Annotated in this window: 15 protein-coding genes; 13 read left to right on the top strand and 2 right to left on the bottom strand. The window is 46.6% G+C overall.

The window, feature by feature from the left end; translation table 11 throughout:
* Positions 1-2 precede the first annotated feature (2 nt).
* Positions 3-1,952: an ATP-dependent zinc metalloprotease FtsH gene (gene ftsH, locus DRW07_RS05200; protein ID WP_124026790.1), complete on the bottom strand. Its 1,950-nt coding sequence runs from the start codon at positions 1,950-1,952 to the stop codon at positions 3-5.
* A gap of 387 nt (positions 1,953-2,339) precedes the next feature.
* Here ftsH and yhbY point away from each other — a divergent pair, with 387 nt between their 5' ends.
* The 3 genes from yhbY to acuI all read left to right on the top strand — a co-directional run bounded on the left by yhbY (position 2,340) and on the right by acuI (position 4,495).
* Entirely contained in the window at positions 2,340-2,636 is a 297-nt protein-coding gene (yhbY, locus tag DRW07_RS05195; RefSeq protein ID WP_124026789.1) for a ribosome assembly RNA-binding protein YhbY, read from the top strand.
* A 21-nt stretch (positions 2,637-2,657) separates the two neighbouring features.
* The gene (locus DRW07_RS05190) at positions 2,658-3,434 is read left to right on the top strand and encodes an SDR family NAD(P)-dependent oxidoreductase (RefSeq protein WP_124026788.1); all 777 of its coding nucleotides are present in this window, start codon (positions 2,658-2,660) and stop codon (positions 3,432-3,434) included.
* Positions 3,435-3,517: 83 nt separating this feature from the next.
* Positions 3,518-4,495, top strand: a complete 978-nt coding sequence (gene acuI, locus DRW07_RS05185) for an acrylyl-CoA reductase (NADPH) (protein WP_124026787.1) — start codon at positions 3,518-3,520, stop codon at positions 4,493-4,495.
* Between the two features lie 6 nt (positions 4,496-4,501).
* Here acuI and DRW07_RS05180 read toward each other — a convergent pair whose 3' ends face one another.
* Entirely contained in the window at positions 4,502-6,904 is a 2,403-nt protein-coding gene (locus tag DRW07_RS05180) for a Lon protease family protein (protein WP_240630502.1), read from the bottom strand.
* A 169-nt stretch (positions 6,905-7,073) separates the two neighbouring features.
* On the opposite strand from DRW07_RS05180, the gene leuS reads away from it, so the two are divergent.
* The 10 genes from leuS to DRW07_RS05130 all read left to right on the top strand — a co-directional run bounded on the left by leuS (position 7,074) and on the right by DRW07_RS05130 (position 17,791).
* Positions 7,074-9,683 (top strand): leucine--tRNA ligase, encoded by a 2,610-nt coding sequence (leuS, locus tag DRW07_RS05175; protein WP_124026859.1) that lies wholly within the window; start codon positions 7,074-7,076, stop codon positions 9,681-9,683.
* Positions 9,683-10,195, top strand: a complete 513-nt coding sequence (locus tag DRW07_RS05170; RefSeq protein ID WP_124026786.1) for an LPS-assembly lipoprotein LptE — start codon at positions 9,683-9,685, stop codon at positions 10,193-10,195. Before leuS ends, DRW07_RS05170 begins: the two co-directional genes overlap by 1 nt.
* 3 nt (positions 10,196-10,198) lie before the next feature.
* The gene (gene holA / locus DRW07_RS05165; RefSeq protein ID WP_124026785.1) at positions 10,199-11,215 is read left to right on the top strand and encodes a DNA polymerase III subunit delta; all 1,017 of its coding nucleotides are present in this window, start codon (positions 10,199-10,201) and stop codon (positions 11,213-11,215) included.
* On the top strand, positions 11,216-11,866 hold the full coding sequence (nadD, locus tag DRW07_RS05160; protein WP_124026784.1) for a nicotinate (nicotinamide) nucleotide adenylyltransferase: 651 nt from the start codon (positions 11,216-11,218) through the stop codon (positions 11,864-11,866).
* Positions 11,867-11,875: 9 nt separating this feature from the next.
* Complete coding sequence (rsfS, locus tag DRW07_RS05155; protein ID WP_124026783.1) at positions 11,876-12,193, top strand: ribosome silencing factor; 318 nt, start codon at positions 11,876-11,878, stop codon at positions 12,191-12,193.
* Positions 12,194-12,202: 9 nt separating this feature from the next.
* Positions 12,203-12,673 carry a 23S rRNA (pseudouridine(1915)-N(3))-methyltransferase RlmH gene (gene rlmH / locus DRW07_RS05150; RefSeq protein ID WP_124026782.1) on the top strand — a complete coding sequence of 157 codons (471 nt, stop codon included), beginning with the start codon at positions 12,203-12,205 and terminating at the stop codon, positions 12,671-12,673.
* A 2-nt stretch (positions 12,674-12,675) separates the two neighbouring features.
* Positions 12,676-14,595 (top strand): penicillin-binding protein 2, encoded by a 1,920-nt coding sequence (gene mrdA, locus DRW07_RS05145; protein ID WP_124026781.1) that lies wholly within the window; start codon positions 12,676-12,678, stop codon positions 14,593-14,595.
* The gene (rodA, locus tag DRW07_RS05140) at positions 14,592-15,680 is read left to right on the top strand and encodes a rod shape-determining protein RodA (RefSeq protein ID WP_124026780.1); all 1,089 of its coding nucleotides are present in this window, start codon (positions 14,592-14,594) and stop codon (positions 15,678-15,680) included. The genes mrdA and rodA overlap by 4 nt, the downstream gene beginning before the upstream one ends.
* Positions 15,680-16,522, top strand: a complete 843-nt coding sequence (locus DRW07_RS05135) for a septal ring lytic transglycosylase RlpA family protein (RefSeq protein ID WP_124026779.1) — start codon at positions 15,680-15,682, stop codon at positions 16,520-16,522. Before rodA ends, DRW07_RS05135 begins: the two co-directional genes overlap by 1 nt.
* A 93-nt stretch (positions 16,523-16,615) precedes the next feature.
* Positions 16,616-17,791: a serine hydrolase gene (locus DRW07_RS05130; RefSeq protein WP_124026858.1), complete on the top strand. Its 1,176-nt coding sequence runs from the start codon at positions 16,616-16,618 to the stop codon at positions 17,789-17,791.
* Positions 17,792-17,813: the final 22 nt, after the last annotated feature.

Raw genomic sequence — 17,813 nt, 5'->3', positions numbered from 1 at the left:
AACTAGCTTGGCAAATCACCAGGGTTGCCAACAGACCCCTTTTTATCGTCTTCATCAACGTTCATTTCAGCATCTTTAGGCGCGTTACCCCCTGAAGATGAACTGTTGTTACCAGAGCGGTCGTCCCAGTCTGCTGGCGGTCTGACTGAACGACGCTCCATGAGATCATCAATTTGTTTGGCATCAATAGTCTCATATTTCATCAGTGCATCTTTCATTGCATGAAGAATATCAATGTTGTCTTCAAGGATCTTTTGTGCACGCTCATAGTTTCTGTCAATCAATGACTTGATCTCAGAATCAATGGCACGTGCGGTATCATCAGACATGTGTGATGCCTTAGACATGCTTCTACCCAAGAACACTTCACCTTCTTCCTCGGCGTATAGCATAGGACCCATTTTGCTTGACAAGCCCCACTGCGTTACCATTTTACGTGCAATGTCTGTGGCTCTTTCAATATCGTTTGATGCCCCGGTAGTGACTTTGTCATCACCATAAATGATTTGCTCGGCAATTCGCCCACCAAACAAGCTCGACAGCATGCTTTCCAAGTGTTGTTTGCTATGACTAACCCTATCTTGCTCGGGCAGATACATGGTTACACCCAAAGCTCTGCCGCGCGGAATGATAGAAACCTTATACACAGGGTCGTGCTCTGGTACCAGTCTGCCTACAATGGCGTGTCCAGCTTCATGGTAAGCCGTCATGGTTTTTTCTTCTTCAGACATCACCATAGACTTACGTTCAGAGCCCATCATGATTTTATCTTTGGCCTTTTCAAACTCTTCCATCGCCACTAAGCGCTTGTTTGATCGCGCTGCGAACAATGCTGCTTCGTTGACCAGATTTGCCAAATCAGCACCAGAAAAGCCCGGTGTACCACGTGCAATGACGGCAGCCTCTACATTGTCTGCAATTGGTACCTTACGCATATGTACTTTAAGTATTTGCTCACGTCCGCGAATGTCTGGCAATCCAACCACAACTTGACGGTCAAAACGGCCAGGACGCAACAATGCAGGGTCTAATACGTCGGGACGGTTGGTTGCAGCAATAACAATTATGCCTTCATGTCCATCGAAACCATCCATTTCTACCAACATCTGATTCAGTGTCTGTTCGCGCTCGTCGTGTCCGCCACCAAGGCCTGCACCACGCTGACGACCCACAGCGTCTATTTCATCAATAAAGATAATACAAGGCGCCGATTTGCGCGCTTGCTCAAACATGTCCCTTACCCGAGATGCACCGACACCCACAAACATTTCTACAAAGTCAGAACCAGAAATGGTAAAAAACGGCACCTTAGCTTCACCTGCGATAGCTTTTGCAAGCAAGGTTTTACCTGTGCCCGGAGGACCTACCATGAGAACGCCCTTGGGGATCTTACCGCCCAGTTTTTGGAATTTAGACGGGTCTCGCAAAAAATCTACCAGCTCAGAGACATCTTCTTTCGCCTCGTCACAGCCTGCCACATCAGCAAAAGTCGTTTTAATTTGGTCTTCACTCAACAACCGAGCTTTACTCTTACCAAATGACATTGCGCCACGGCCACCACCGCCCTGCATTTGGCGCATGAAGAAAATCCAAACCCCTATGAGCAATAGCATGGGGAACCAAGAAATAAATATATTAGCCAAGAAAGATGGCTTTTCCGGTGGTACACCCACAACTTTAACGTCTTGTTTGAGTAAATCGTTGATCAGATTCGCGTCGTAACTCGGGATAAGTGTTTTAAATGTATCACCCGTACGTTTTTGCCCAATGATTTCCTGGGTACTGTTGTTGATGGACACTTCCCTAATCATTCCCTGATTAACTTCTTTTATAAAGGTGGTGTAATCCATTTGCGATTTCGACGATTCACCCGGAGAAAAGCTCTGGAAAACCGACATCAACACGACCGCGATGACTAACCATAAGATGAGATTTTTTGCCATGTCGCTCAAAGTTATAGACCTCTAACGTTTCTTTAAATCTTTTAAAACGATTTTTGTATTATTCACAGTGTAACTGCTTTGACCACAAAAATCGTGGTTTGTATTCATCATTTTTTGTAACTGGCTGCAACAGATTACGCCTTTTAGAAAAACACATATCCAAGAGTGCATACGTTGCGTCAACCCAATCTGTTCATTTATCTGCTTAATCCAGATTTTCAGCCCTGCTTGTCAAAACACGACAGGCCCATTAAATAATGTGCTGGTCAGGAAAACTGACCATTATTTGTCATTCTTTTTGTACAGACATTAGTCTTCAGAAGAATATGGCGGTAGAATAAAGGTTTTCAAGGGCAAATGTCTGCCCTTGTACAATTGATAATCTAAAACGACTGAATGAAACTAACAACGAAACAAAAACAATTTCTCAAGGGCTTGGCACACTCACTAAAACCTGTAGTTCAATTGGGTGCAAATGGTCTTACTGAAGGTGTAGTTGCTGAAATTGATAATGCACTTGCACACCACGAATTGATCAAAGTGAAAGTTCCCTCTGATGACCGCGATGAAAAAGCCCTCATTATGGATGCGATTGTCCGTGAAACAGATGCTGCAAAACTGCAGGTTATTGGACATGTGCTTGTGATCTATCGACCGAGTGAAGCACGTAAAATCGAACTTCCTAGGAAATAATCAAGTAAAGAAGGACATAGCATGAACCTTAATCAGGCGACTGCAGTGGTCACAGGCGGATGCTCTGGATTGGGCCACGCAACGGCAATAGCACTCCGGAATGCGGGAATGAATGTGGCCCTGTTTGACCTAAATGACGAAGTGGGCGCCCAGCGAGTGGAAGAGCTAGGTGCAGACAACACCGCATTTTTTAGAGTTGACGTATGTGACGAATACGCGGTTAAAACAGCGCTTGAAGCTGCGACAGTGAAACTGGGCGATATCCGTCTTGTTGTTAACTGTGCCGGCATTGCACCAGCTGCCCGCGTACTCAACCGTGACGGCGAGCCCGCAGACCAATCGCAATTTGAAAAGACCCTACGAATTAACCTGTTTGGCACTTACAATGTTTCACGACTTGCCGCAGCCTATATGGCGAAATTACCCGTCATGGGCGAAGCAAAAGAACGGGGCGTAATCGTCAATACCGCATCGGTAGCAGGTTACGACGGCCAAATTGGCCAATCGGCTTATGCAGCAAGTAAAGGTGCAATTATCAGCTTGACCTTGCCGATGGCCCGTGACCTTGCTCCTAGTGGCATACGCGTCAACACTGTTGCGCCTGGCGTAATGGGAACACCTTTGCTGTTAAGTATGCCTGAAAAAGTTCAGGATGCACTGGTTCATAATGTGCAATTTCCCAAGCGCCTTGGCTTGCCAGACGAATTTGCAAAACTGGTCATTCATATTGCTGAAAATAGTTACCTCAACGGTGAAACCATTCGCCTAGACGGTGCTTTGCGTATGCCGCCTAAATAAGGCTTTAGTCTTACTCCCCGATTGAACCGAGATGAAGTGCTACATTTATTGTTCACGGCATCCGGTTTAACGGGAGGAACACTATGCGCGCCATTCAAATTACCAACGACAGCACCTATCAATCCGCCGTCGTGTCTCTCTCACAAGACGCACTCGACGATTTTGAAGTACTGATTCAGATCAGTGCATCAACACTCAATTACAAAGATGCATTAGCCGTAACAGGCAAGGGGCCGGTAGTACGGCGTTTCCCACTAATACCCGGCATAGATTTAGCCGGCACTGTGGTTGAAAGCACTGACGACCGCTATGCATGTGGCGACAAAGTGATCCTCAATGGCTGGGGCCTCGGCGAAAAATATCATGGCGGATTGGCTGAGTTTGCTCGTGTAAAAGCCGATTGGCTGGTCCCATTGCCCGACAAGATGTCATTTGTTCATGCCATGAGTATTGGCACCGCCGGCTACACATCCATGTTGTGTGTCAATGCCTTGCAATCGGCCGGTGTGCTGCCTCACTCAGGCCCCATCGCAGTGACCGGTGCAAGCGGCGGCGTTGGCAGTATTGCAATAGGTTTGTTAGCAAGGAGAGGATATACAGTTACCGCCATAACCGGCAAAATAGAAGAAGAGGCGTTTCTATTGAAACTTGGCGCCTCAGAGGTGTTGGACAGAGCTGCATTTTGTGCACCAGGTAAACCCTTGCAAAAAGAAAATTTTGCAGGCGCTGTTGATGTTTCTGGTAGCCATACACTGGCAAACTTATGTGCGCAGATGCAATATGGTGGTGTAGTCAGTGCCTGCGGTCTGGCGCAAGGTATGGACTTTCCATCCAGTGTGGCCCCTTTTATTTTAAGGGGAGTCTCATTGATTGGCATCGACAGTGTTTATCAGCCCTATCAGAATCGTCTGCGAGCTTGGCAGGCGTTAGCAGAAGAAACAACGGAAAGCCGTTTGCTCGCTGCAACCACGACGATAGGTTTGCCAGAGGTCAACGACGCCTGCCAACGTATAGTCGCCGGAAAAGTAACGGGCCGGTTTCTTGTCGATCCCAGCCGTTAAGTCCGCTCAACCCTCTCCATTTACAATATTAGCAATATTATAAAGACGATTAAGGGCGTGGTAGTTGATTGAGTTTTTCGGATATCGGCCTCTCGCACTCAACTGCCCAGCCTCCTTCTGCATTAACAAACTTACTGCATCATCAACAGTTTCCACTGTGTAGATATGAAAATGCCCTTTTTTAACGGCTTCAGTAACTGGCTTATTTAACACCAAATTGATGTGATTTGAGGCAGGGATCACCACCCCTTGCTCACCATTTAGGCCCCGATGTTTACAAAGTTCAAAGAAGCCCTCGATTTTTTCATTCACACCGCCAACAGCCTGAACTTCTCCATATTGATTGATAGAACCAGTTACTGCCAAAGACTGATTGACCTTAATTTCTGTAAGAGCCGATATTAGCGCAATGAGTTCACCTAACGACGCGCTGTCCCCGTCGATATAACCATAGGATTGCTCTAGGGCGATATTGGCTGACAGTGTAAGAGGAAAATGCTGAGCGTATTTGTGCCCCAAATAACCAGTTAGCAACATCACGCCTTTTGAATGTATGGGCTGGCCCAGCTCTACCTCACGCTCAATATCCACCACTCCACTTGCCCCTGCATAAACCGTAGACGTGATACGGGCAGGCGTGCCAAACACAGAATCGCCAATTTCAAGCACCGTCAGGCCATTTACGGTACCGATGGCATGGCCTTCAGTGGCAATTAGGACATGCCCCTCTTTGATATCTTCCAGTAAACTTTGACTGACTCGTCCTGAGCGACGTTTTTTTGCTTTTAACGCTTGCTCAATGTGGCTCAAACCTAAATGCTCAGATTTGTCCTGCTTTACGAAAACGTTTGCCTCGTTGATAAGCTCAATGACATCAGCAAAACGTGCAGAGAGTTTTTGCTGATGGGAGGCCATGCGCAGAGAGAATTCTACCAACCGACACATGGCAGCCGGTTCAATTTTCTCTATACCGCAATGAAGGGCATGCAGACGAGCACGCCCAACAAAATCGATAGTACTTTGCTTGGTGAGTGGAATTTCGTGATCAAAGTCAACCAGAACACGGAATAGCTCGTCAAATTCACTGTCGTAGTCCTGCAGGTTGTAATACAGTTCCCTTGACCCCAAAAGGATTATCTTTACCTGAAGCTCAATGTCTTGCGGCGTAAGGGTAATGGCGTTGACCATACCCACGTCCTGCTGGGGTAAATCCATTTTTAACCGGTTAAACTTAATGGCGCGTTTCAGCGCATCCCATACAAAAGGCTGAACCAAAAGCTTGTCTGCTTCAATAAGTAAGTAGCCACCGTTTGCTCTGTGAAGTGCACCAGGCCTGATCATTCTATGGTTTGTGAACGCAGAGCCACTAATGTGGGTGTACTCAATTTGCCCGAACAAGTTCTGATAAGTGGGGTTTGCTTCATAAATAACAGGCGCGCCTTCGTTATGAGTATGGCCAACTGCCACATTAGGCAAAAAATGTTCTTCTAACAAACTCCGCTTTTCAGATTCGTCCAGCCTGTCTTCTTTGTTTTCTTCCAGACTCAAATTAATAATGGCGTCTATCAAAGGCGTACGCATTTGTCTTAAATACTTCAATACACCCAAGTCACTTGCGTAACGATGTTCCCTGTGTTTTAGCAAGGGCTTTATACCCTGCTCTACGGTCTCTCGATTCAGTTTTCTGATTTGCTCTGACAACTCCCGTTTCCACACAGGAAGCGCTATGAGTTTCTCACTCAGTTTTTCTTCCAGCGCTGAGATTAATTCAATAAAATGCTGTCGGGTCTGCTCATCAAGCTGTGCAAATTTTTCATCGTCAATTGGTTTGCCATCAACAATAGGCGCAAAACTGATGCTGTTATTCTCTTCATACAGCGCGACGTTTTCTGTCTGTGCTAAGGCTTCAATTTCATTGATCACCTCGTCATATCTGTCTTCAAATTGACGTGACAACGACACTTTTTTTCGCTGATAACTTGGATTATCGAACGCAGCGGGAAAGGTATCGAGCAGTTCGTCTATTAACTGTGTCATGTCTTTGAGAAACGCTTTGGCTTCGCCGGTGTGCATCCTGAGCGCAAAAGGCTCACGCTGATCATCGAAATTATTAATGTAACACCAATCATCAGGCGTCGGTTTATTTGCCACCTGACGACGAATGTGTTCCTGAACCAACGTATATCGGCCAGTTGCGTGCTCTCCCATCACATACAGATTATATCCTGTCGACTCTATGGTTAAGCCAAATGACAAAGCCTCACTTGCACGCTCCTGCCCAATAAATGTGGCGGACAGAGCGGTTTCATCATTGAGCGCATTTTGAATCAGACGTTTTTGTAGCTTTGGTGTTAATTCGCGAATATCTAGTTGAGATGTTCCAGGGGTCATGTAAGACAAAGTTGTCATTCCGTTCATCTTCATTTTTGTGTCAGTGAAGCGCGAAACCACAGCAGTGTCAAACTTTCCCTAAGTCTATGGTGGTTTGCGCAATAAGTCGTTGAGCCATTACCCCCGTCTGGGGTATTCTATTGAGCTTATTTTGGAACCAATCAAACAACCCGGAATTGCGCAATTAATGGCCGATAATCAATACCAACCCCAACACATTGAAGCAAAAATTCAAAAGCAATGGGAAGAAACCGAAAGATTCAAAGCAACTGAAGAAGCAGGCAAAGAAAAGTTCTATTGTTTGTCGATGTTCCCCTACCCAAGCGGTCGACTTCACATGGGGCACGTTAGGAACTACACCATAGGTGATGTGATTAGCCGTTATCAGCGAATGAACGGAAAAAATGTGCTGCAACCCATGGGGTGGGACGCGTTTGGCTTGCCTGCAGAGAATGCGGCAATCAACAACAATACAGCACCGGCTAAATGGACCTACGAAAACATCGAATACATGAAAGGTCAACTCAAGTCACTCGGGTTTGGTTATGACTGGAACCGCGAAGTTGCAACCTGTAAGCAGGATTACTACAAGTGGGAACAGTGGTTTTTTACCCGCCTGTATGAAAAAGGATTAGTCTATCGCAAGCTCGCCACTGTGAACTGGGACCCTATCGATCAGACTGTACTGGCTAACGAACAGGTTATTGATGGACGCGGATGGCGATCAGGTGCCATTGTCGAGCAAAAAGAAATTCCTCAGTGGTTTATTAAAATTACCGATTATGCAGAGGAGTTACTCAAGGACCTCGACCAGCTAGACGAATGGCCAGAACAGGTTCGCGCCATGCAGGCAAACTGGATTGGACGCTCAGAAGGCGTAGATATTACGTTTGATTTGGAACAATCCATTGGCGATATGACGTCACTGTCGGTATATACGACACGGCCAGATACACTCTATGGTGTGACCTATGTCGCAGTCGCGGCTCAACACCCTATTGCATTGCATGCCGCTAAAAATAATCAAGCACTCGCCGACTTTATCGAAGACAACAAGAATACCAAGATGGCCGAAGCCGATATGGCGACCATGGAAAAGAAAGGCGCAGCAACCGGGCTGTATGTTGTCCATCCATTAACTGGCGAACGACTGCCCATATGGGTAGCCAACTTTGTACTGATGGATTATGGCAGCGGGGCTGTAATGTCTGTGCCGGGTCACGACCAGCGAGACTGGGAGTTTGCGACTAAATACGATCTCAACATTAAACAAGTGGTAGTGCCAGACGACAATGCCGAGTCAACGTGTGATTTAAGCCAATCCGCATTTACAGACAAGGGTCGCTTGGTTAATTCAGGTGCGTTTGATGGTCTGGATTTTAGCGAGGCATTCGATGGCATTGCTAGTGCATTGGAAGAAAAAGGGTATGGTCAGCGCAAGGTCAATTATCGCCTCAGGGATTGGGGTGTAAGCCGCCAGCGTTATTGGGGGGCTCCAATTCCTATATTGAATCTTGAAGACGGTTCAACAGTGGGCGTTCCATCAGAAGATCTGCCTGTTGTATTGCCGGAAGATGTAGAAATGGATGGCGTAACCTCACCGATAAAAGCCGATCCTGAGTGGGCAAAAACCGAATATAAAGGCCAGCCTGCACGTAGAGAAACTGACACATTCGACACCTTTATGGAATCATCTTGGTACTATGCGCGATACTGCTCTGCGGGTAATGTCGATGCCATGTTAGATCCTGAACAAGCCAATTATTGGCTCCCTGTGGACCAATACATTGGAGGAATAGAACACGCTATTCTGCATTTGTTGTATTCGCGTTTTTACCACAAATTACTGCGCGATGAGGGCCTGGTCAGTAGTGACGAGCCTTTTAAACGACTATTGTGCCAAGGCATGGTACTGGCCGACTCATTTTATCGCGAAGATGAAAACGGTAAAAAAACCTGGATAGCACCCAACGAAGTCGATTTAGAAAAGGATGATAAGGGCAGAGTCATTTCTGCGGTGTGGAGTAAAGACGGCCAGCCAGTTATTCACGGTGGCATGACCAAGATGTCTAAATCCAAAAATAACGGTATCAATCCACAATCGGTCATTGACCAGTATGGCGCTGACACGGTGAGATTGTTCACCATGTTCGCGGCTCCGCCTGAGCAAACATTGGAGTGGATAGATTCGGGTGTAGAAGGCGCAAACCGATTCTTAAAACGCGTATGGAAACTGGCGCAAGAACACATTGATAGTATCGGCGATTCACTGCCGCAATTGGATTTATCCCAATTGAATAAAGGGCAGCAGGCATTGCGACGTGACCTTCACAAGACAATCGCAAAAGTCAGTGATGATATTGGCAGACGCCAAACATTTAATACGGCCATCGCAGCCATTATGGAATTGCTAAATGCATTACAAAAAGCGCCGCAAGAAACCGATACCGACAAAGCACTAATGCACGAAGCTGTGACTGTGGTAGTTCAGCTTCTCAACCCGATAACTCCCCATATTTGTCATGCACTGTGGGCGCAACTTGGCAATGAGCAAGATATCGAAGCCGCTGGCTGGCCAGAAGCAGATCCAAAAGCCATGGTTGAGGACGAGAAGCTCATTGTGGTGCAGGTAAACGGTAAAGTACGGGCGAAAATCACTGTGGCGGCCGATGCCAGCAAAGAGCAAGTAGAGACTGCGGCACTTGAGCAGGAAAATGTTAAGGCATTTACCGATGGTAAGACAGTACGCAAAGTCATTGTTGTGCCAGGTAAGCTGGTCAACATAGTGGCAAACTGATGCTTAGAATTATCGCGACTGCATTGATACTCTTGCCCCTTGTTTTTGCAACAGGGTGTGGCTTTGCGCTAAGAGGCACGCTGCCTTTGCCCGAGAATACCTCGGGCGTAGCCATTACTGCGGCTTCTGTACAGGGGCGTCTGGCACGTGACTTTCAGGAGCGATTATCTGTCTATGAAATAACGTACATCAAAGAAGTTTCAGCGCCTGGCGCGATCGTAATTCAACTTCAGCCGGAATCGTTGGAACGTCGTTTACTGTCAGTCTTCCCAACGGGCCAGGTTGCAGAATATGAGCTGATATATAGTGTCAATTACGCTGTGACGTTTCCGGGAAAAGCACCGATTGAGAGTCGTGTTGAAGTGTTACGCGACTATCAGGACGATCCTGACCAGGTGCTAGCTAAGTCCAGAGAACTTGACCTAGTTGTGTCTGAAATGCGCAAAGAGGCTGCAGACCGCATTATCCGGTTGTTGTCCAGCCAGGCTAATTCGGCTGTAGATGCTGAGTAAATAATGCAACTGTACCCCAACCGCCTAGACGCTGATCTGGCCAAGCACTTAGTCCCGTTTTACTTGGTATTTGGTGATGAACCACAACAAAAGCTTAGTGCAGTTGAAGCGATCAGAAATACAGCCAGAGCCAGTGGGTTTGATGAACGAACCGTATTGGTTCAGGATGCTGAATTTGAGTGGCAACACCTTTATGATGCCACTCAAAGTATGTCACTTTTTAGTGCTAAACAGTTGATTGAACTGGAACTCCCCACTGGAAAACCAGGAAAGGAAGGTGCCAAGGCGCTAGAGCTGATAGCGGAACAAGCTAACCCAGATACGCTTCTTATTGTTCATGGGCCGAGAATTGGCAAAGACGTTCAACGAACAAAGTGGTTTAAAGCACTTGATACTAACGGAAGGTACATTCCCTGTTACCCACTTGAAGGCAAACAGCTATTACAGTGGCTCGAACAAACTGCTCGCAATACAAACCTCACAATGACTCCTCAGGCTGCGAGTTTATTGGCCGAGTACTGTGAGGGCAATATGCTGGCAGGGGCACAAGAAATAGAGAAGTTGGCTCTGGTATACGCTGATCAAACGATTAATGAAACGCACATAGAAGAAGCCGTGGTGAATCAGTCTCGCTACAATGTCTTTCAGCTTATCGACACTATGCTAGCAGGCGACGGCGCGAAAATGACCCGATTATTGTTATCCTTAGAATCGGAAGGGCTAGAACCCAACATCATCATTTGGGCACTGATCAGGGAATGGCAAACACTAACAGAGATAAAGCACATCGCAGGGCCCGTAAACTGGCAGTCCTATCGCATCTGGGGGCCCAGACAAGGTTACTATCAACAAGCCTTAAACCGATTATCTGGCGAACACCTTGTGGACATAGGTAAATTGTTGCAACAGGCTGACCATGTTTTTAAACAACAAACGGTAGTCAGACCCTTTGTCGCCCTCAACCATCTTTGCTTGGTTTTTGTGACACCTGCCCTGTTGCAATTGCCTTGGTGCGAATAAATGCTTGCGCTTCTCGGCGGCACCTTTAATCCGCCTCATCTGGGCCACATACATGCTGTGCGATATGCCGCGAGAGAGTGCAACATTAAAAAGGTTGGCTTGATGCCATGTAAACTCTCGCCATTGAAGACACAATTGCCAGTGAGTGACGAACATCGTATCAATATGTTAGATATTCTTTGCACGCATTACAGTGATAACGATGTCACTCTGTATGTAGAGGCGCTCGAACTGCACCTACCCAGTCCATCCTTTACCGTCAATACTCTACGCGCCATTCGAGAAAAGTTAGGCAGTGATGTGTCATTGAGTTTTTTCCTTGGCGACGATTCGCTGTATACTTTAGATAAATGGCGTGAGTGGGAATCGCTGTTAAACTACTGCCATCTCATTGTTATGCCCAGACCAACACCGCATGCTCATTTCTCTAATGCCGTGCAATCTTGGTTATCTGAGCATGGCGTAAAAGAGGCCGGTGCATTGCATCAGCAAGCCTGTGGCTTCGTGTATCGGTGCAGCTCTCCGCCGCTATCAGTGTCGTCTTCTGCGTTAAGAGCAGCAATGACTGAAGCGCCAGGTGATAAATCAAAATGGCTTCCCAGCCAGGTGCAAAGCTATATTGCTGAGCATCAACTCTATCGAAAAATTTAAGGAGCAGAATTGCAAACTACAGATTTAAAAGCGTTTGTTATTGATAAAGTAGAAGATATGAAAGCGCGTGACATCGTCACTATTGATGTCACAGGCAAATCTTCTGTTACCGACACATTAGTGATTTGTTCGGGGAACTCAAAACGACACGTCATGTCTATTGCTGAAAATGTGGTCGTGGAAAGCAAGCACGCTGGCAGCCCGCCTCTTAGTGTAGAGGGTAAAGAATCCGGTGAATGGGTGCTGGTTGACCTTGGAGAGGTTGTTTTGCACGTCATGCAGGACGAAACGCGCGACTTTTATCAACTCGAGAAGCTTTGGAGTTAGTATCGCGCCATGCGCATCAACATTGTTGCTGTAGGGAATAAAATGCCCAAATGGGTAGACGAAGGCGTGCACACTTTCATTAAGCGCTTTCCTAAAGACATGCCCGTAGAATTTAAAGAGATAGCGCCAGTCAAACGCGGTAAAAATGCCGATATTGATCGTATTACCGCGCAGGAAGGTGACGCTATGTTACAAGCTGTTGGTAAAGGCCAGCGCATAGTGACGCTGGAAGTAACGGGGAAGCCTTGGAGTACGTCACAGCTAGCAAGCCAGTTGGATGCATGGAAAATGGATGGAAGAGATGTGGCACTTCTAATAGGTGGTCCTGAAGGACTGGCGCAGTCGTGTATTGAAGCTGCAGAGCAACGCTGGTCTTTGTCTGAACTAACTTTACCCCATCCCTTGGTACGTATTATCGTTGCTGAAAGCCTTTACAGAGCCTGGTCTGTTACGCAGAACCACCCTTACCATCGCGAGTAACCATGCCGATTAAACGTCAAACTATTCGCGATCATACTGCAGAAGCCAATCTGGTGACTCGACGCGCGTTTATTGCTTTTATCATCACCAGTCTGCTACTGGGCGTAGTGCTCAGCAATTTATATGTCTTGCAAGTTAAGCAGCATCAGGATTTTGAAACACGCTCCGATACCAATCGCATAAAAGTACTGCCCGTCGCTCCTAACCGAGGGTTAATTTACGATCGCAATGGTGTTTTATTGGCAGAGAACCAGCCTGTATTCAGTCTTGAATTAATCCCCGAGGATATTGATGATTTAGACACAACCCTGTCTCAGCTCAAGGCGCTTTTCCCTATTACAGAAGAAGATATCAGCAGCTTTAAACAAACACTTAGAGGCCAGAGACGGTTTAAACCTATCGCCCTTAAAACGCGTTTGTCAGAACAGGAAGTAGCCATATTCTCAGCCAATAAATACCGTTTTCCTGGTGTATCAATAGAAGCCCGCCTTTCGCGACATTACCCCTATGCAGGGTTGCTAACCCATGTGTTGGGCTATGTCTCTAAAATAAACAAGAAAGACCTGCAAAAGCTCATAGAAGCAGGACAGGAAGATAATTACGCTGCCACCTATGATATCGGTAAGCTTGGCGTAGAACGTTTTCATGAAAGCCTGCTTCACGGCAAAGTGGGTTACCAACAAGTTGAAGTTAATAGCCAAGGGCGGATAATCAGAACACTGGAAGTTCAGCCTCCCACGCCGGGTCAGGATATTGTGCTTAATATCGACTTACGGTTACAACAAAAAGCCGCTGAATTGCTCGGAGACAGACGTGGTACCGTCGTTATGACTGACCCGTCCACAGGGGGCGTACTGGCACTTTATTCAAGCCCAAGTTATGACCCCAACATGTTTGTTCACGGTATTAGCCAGGCAAACTATTCCGCACTTCTCAATTCCACAGACAGGCCGCTCATTAATCGTGCAACACAAGGGCAATACCCACCAGCATCAACGATCAAGCCGCATTTAGGACTGGTTGGTCTGGAACATGAAGTGATCACTCCAGACGAAGAAATGACAGACTACGGACGTTACAGACTGCCAAATGTCAGTCATGTATGGCGCGACTGGAAAAGAGGCGGTCACGGTAAAGTAAATCTAACAAAAGCCATTGAAGTTTCCTGTGACACGTTTTACTACGATTTAGCCTACAGAACGGGTATCGACAAAATCAGCGAGTCGATGATGGACTTTGGGTTCGGTGATTACACAGGTATAGATTTACACGAAGAGTCAGCGGCGAATATGCCCAGCAGAGGCTGGAAAAAGGCCAGGTTTAACGAGCCTTGGTACATTGGTGACACCATTCCGGTTGGCATAGGACAAAGTTTCTGGACCGCCACGCCGGTCCAAATCGCACAGTCTGTGAATACGCTGATCAACAAGGGCGAACGCTTCATACCGCAAATAAAGCGCGGCTATATCGAAAACGAACAAATCACAGTTGAATTACCCAAAACCCTAAGGCCGGTGGCGATGAAAAAAGAAGCGAACTGGGATTTAGTGCTCGATGCCATGTATGGAACGGTTAACCGTGATCACGGCACTGCCTTTAATGCCTTTGCCACAGCGCCTTATGTTTCTGCGGGAAAAACAGGCACTGCACAACTGTTTTCCGTTGCTCAAGATGAAGAATATGAGGAAGAAAATGTGGCAGAGCATTTACGGGACAATGCCATGTATGTTGGCTACGCCCCCTATGATGCCCCTCAAGTATCTATTGCAGTTGTGATAGAAAACGCAGGTGGCGGCAGTTCGAATGCTGCTCCGGTTGCCCGTGCCATGTTTGACTATTACTTTACCCTGAATCCACTGCCTGAAGACAAGTGGTACTCACCGACGGAAAAGCGCAAGGTTCTGGAGTATACGTCATCATGAAGCGTTTTCTTGCCGCTATTCATATCGACCTGACATTGCTCGTTGGCCTACTAACCTTGATGTCAGTAGGCCTGGTTGCTATCTATTCAGCAGGCGGACAAGATATTGACTTAATTTATCGCCAAGTGACTCGACTCGGCGTCGCCATGGTCGTTATGTTGGTCTTGGCACAAATCCCACCTGCTTTTTATCGACGTGTCTCTGTTTATGGCTATGTTGTCGGATTACTCATGCTGGTCGCTGTGCTGCTGTTTGGCGATGTGGGTAAAGGCGCACAGCGGTGGCTTGATTTACATATAATCCGCTTTCAGCCTTCAGAAATCATGAAACTGGCTGTGCCTATGATGATTGCCTGGTATATCAGTAAATTTGATTTACCGCCTAAGACCTTGAATATTTTTGTTGGTTTTGTGTTGGTCATTATTCCGACTATCCTCATTGCCAAACAACCTGATTTAGGCACCTCCCTACTCGTTGCTAGCAGCGGTATTTTCGCGCTCTTTCTTGCAGGCATGCGCTGGCGCCTCATTGCTTATGTCGCTTTGCTAGCTGGTGCATTCCTACCCATCATGTGGTTCTTCCTGATGCAGGATTACCAAAAGCAGCGTGTGCTAACTTTCCTGAATCCCGAAAGTGATCCCTTGGGTTCGGGTTATCACATCATTCAGTCTAAAATAGCCATTGGTTCTGGCGGTTTTGAGGGAAAAGGCTGGCTTAAAGGTACGCAATCTCAACTTGAGTTTCTACCCGAACGCCACACTGATTTTATTTTTGCCGTTTACAGTGAAGAATTTGGTCTCATTGGCGTGATGGCGCTTCTCGCTATTTATCTGTTCATTATTGGTCGCGGCTTAGTGCTTGCAGTAAGAGCACAGGACGCCTATTCAAAATTACTCGCTGGAGCAATTACGCTAACATTTTTTGTCTACGTCTTTGTAAACATGGGAATGGTGTCGGGATTATTGCCTGTAGTAGGCGTGCCACTACCGCTTGTCAGTTATGGTGGCACATCAATGGTGACATTGTTAGCAGGATTTGGCATTCTCATGTCCATCGGCACACAAAAACGACTATTATCACGCTGATGCGCGCTATAACTAGAATATTCTTTTACTTGGCTATCACTGCCATTGTAGGCGGTTGTGCACAGTCTCCTAGCGGACGATATGCACAAAAACAGGATTCAGCCCCACAATTTAATTATGCTGAACCGGAAATGCGAGATGCAACACCGCGTTATGAGCCCTACAGAGAGCACAACAATCGCCCTTACACTGTGTTGGGTAAACAATACTTTCCTATGTCATCTGGCAAAGGGTTTGAGCAAATAGGTTATGCCTCTTGGTATGGTCAGAAATTTCACGGTCACCTAACATCTAATGGCGAAACGTATGACATGTTTGCTATGTCTGCTGCTCACACTACCTTGCCACTCCCCTCATTCGTTAAAGTCACTAATCTTGAGAATAACCGAACTGCTATTGTCCGCGTCAATGATAGAGGGCCTTTTCACGATGACCGAATTATTGACCTCTCCTATGCTGCAGCCAAAAAGCTGGACACGATGAAAAATGGAGTCGCCAAGGTTAAAATTGAGGTGATTCATGTCAGCCCTGAAGGTTTATATACCGTCGGAAAAGGCCCGACTCAGTCTTTTGAAGAGTATGCGGGTATTGTCCCTCCCACAACTGAGCCCGAGAAAAGCGAAGGGATCTATATTCAGGTTGCAGCCTTATCTGACAAACATAACGCCAAGGCGCTTTCAGACGGCCTTGCATCTCTGTATCAAGTTCCAACCGCACTGCCCTTTGTCGACAATCTGTTCAGGCTTAGGCTAGGCCCATTTCAAGACCGGTTTCAGGTAAGCCAATTGCTGAGTGACTTACAACGAAATGGCTATCCAGGCGCGTATATTATCGGTCTTTAGGAAACTTTTTTACGTAACTTGGCTCTAATTGCGTTAAAATGCCGTGGTTTTGATCGACACACAACAAATATAAATGGAAACACAATGTCTTTGATGTCTTCTAGCGCTAAATCTAAGGTTCTTTTCTTTTTAATCAGTCTGGTACTCTCCAGTTCATTTTCAGCCAATGCTGCGGTAGTCATCCCGCCCGTGCCTTCTGTTGCCGCTGAAGGCTTTGTGCTGATGGACCATGAAACAGGCCATATTATTGCGGGTCAAAATGCAGATATGCAGATATATCCAGCTAGCCTGACCAAAATAATGACGGTATATGCCATCGGTAAAGAACTCAATGCCGGCAATATTAGTCTGGATGACCAGGTAACTATTTCAGAGAACGCATGGGCTAAAAACTTTCCTGACTCATCGAAAATGTTTATTGAGGTAGGCACACAGGTTTCCGTTTCAGACTTACTTAGAGGGATCATTGTGCAATCGGGCAATGACGCGTGCGTTGCCATGGCTGAACATGTTGCTGGCTCAGAAGCGGCATTTGCGAGCATGATGAACTCATATGCTGCTGCGTTGGGTATGACGGCAAGTAACTTTGTCAATAGCCACGGGCTTCACGACCCTGAGCACTATACGTCTCCGCGCGATATGGCAATACTTTCACGTGCACTTATAAATGAAGTGCCAGATATGTATGCCATTTACAGTGAAAAAGAATTTACCTATAACGATATCAAGCAGTTTAACCGCAATAGCCTACTTTGGGACCCAAGCCTGAACGTTGATGGCATTAAAACAGGTCACACTTCTGATGCGGGCTACAGCTTGATCACATCCGGCATCCAGGGCGACATGAGACTCATTTCAGTGGTTATGGGCACAGAAAGTGAACGGGCCCGAAAAGTAGAAAATAAGAAGCTACTTCGCTATGGGTTTCGCTTCTATGAAACAGTAACTCCTTATCAAGCAGGAGAGAGCTTCGTTGCACACCGTATTTTTATGGGTGACAGAGAGACCGTTGACTTGGGTATCAACCAAGCGACTCCCATCACGATCCCACGAGGCCAGGCTAAAAATCTTCAGGCAAACTTCGAGCTCAATGAGAAATTGAAGGCACCGTTGGCAAAAGGTCAGGTAGTTGGAACGCTTTATTTACAGCTCGAAGGTGAGGACGTCGCTGAATACCCGCTCGTGACCTTACACGAGGTTAATGAAGGTGGCATGTTCGACAAATTAAAAGACTACGTATATTTGCAATTGGGCCTGGACGGTGAGTAAGGTATAATCCGCCGGTTTTCAG

Origin of the sequence: Paralteromonas sediminis, from assembly GCF_003820355.1 — a bacterium.
Classification (GTDB): Bacteria; Pseudomonadota; Gammaproteobacteria; order Enterobacterales; family Alteromonadaceae; genus Alteromonas_F; species Alteromonas_F sediminis.
Note: the sequence above shows the minus strand (reverse complement) of the source record. Positions and strands in the feature narration are given on the sequence as shown.

Excerpts from the sequence above, each read along its gene's own strand:
- mrdA (WP_124026781.1), top strand. The coding sequence starts at position 12,676 with ATGCCGATTAAACGTCAAACTATTCGCGATCATACTGCAGAAGCCAAT.
- leuS (WP_124026859.1), top strand. The coding sequence starts at position 7,074 with ATGGCCGATAATCAATACCAACCCCAACACATTGAAGCAAAAATTCAA.
- DRW07_RS05170 (WP_124026786.1), top strand. The coding sequence starts at position 9,683 with ATGCTTAGAATTATCGCGACTGCATTGATACTCTTGCCCCTTGTTTTT.
- holA (WP_124026785.1), top strand. The coding sequence starts at position 10,199 with ATGCAACTGTACCCCAACCGCCTAGACGCTGATCTGGCCAAGCACTTA.
- rodA (WP_124026780.1), top strand. The coding sequence starts at position 14,592 with ATGAAGCGTTTTCTTGCCGCTATTCATATCGACCTGACATTGCTCGTT.
- DRW07_RS05135 (WP_124026779.1), top strand. The coding sequence starts at position 15,680 with ATGCGCGCTATAACTAGAATATTCTTTTACTTGGCTATCACTGCCATT.
- DRW07_RS05180 (WP_240630502.1), bottom strand. The coding sequence starts at position 6,904 with ATGACAACTTTGTCTTACATGACCCCTGGAACATCTCAACTAGATATT.
- DRW07_RS05190 (WP_124026788.1), top strand. The coding sequence starts at position 2,658 with ATGAACCTTAATCAGGCGACTGCAGTGGTCACAGGCGGATGCTCTGGA.
- yhbY (WP_124026789.1), top strand. The coding sequence starts at position 2,340 with ATGAAACTAACAACGAAACAAAAACAATTTCTCAAGGGCTTGGCACAC.
- rlmH (WP_124026782.1), top strand. The coding sequence starts at position 12,203 with ATGCGCATCAACATTGTTGCTGTAGGGAATAAAATGCCCAAATGGGTA.
- nadD (WP_124026784.1), top strand. The coding sequence starts at position 11,216 with ATGCTTGCGCTTCTCGGCGGCACCTTTAATCCGCCTCATCTGGGCCAC.
- acuI (WP_124026787.1), top strand. The coding sequence starts at position 3,518 with ATGCGCGCCATTCAAATTACCAACGACAGCACCTATCAATCCGCCGTC.
- DRW07_RS05130 (WP_124026858.1), top strand. The coding sequence starts at position 16,616 with ATGTCTTCTAGCGCTAAATCTAAGGTTCTTTTCTTTTTAATCAGTCTG.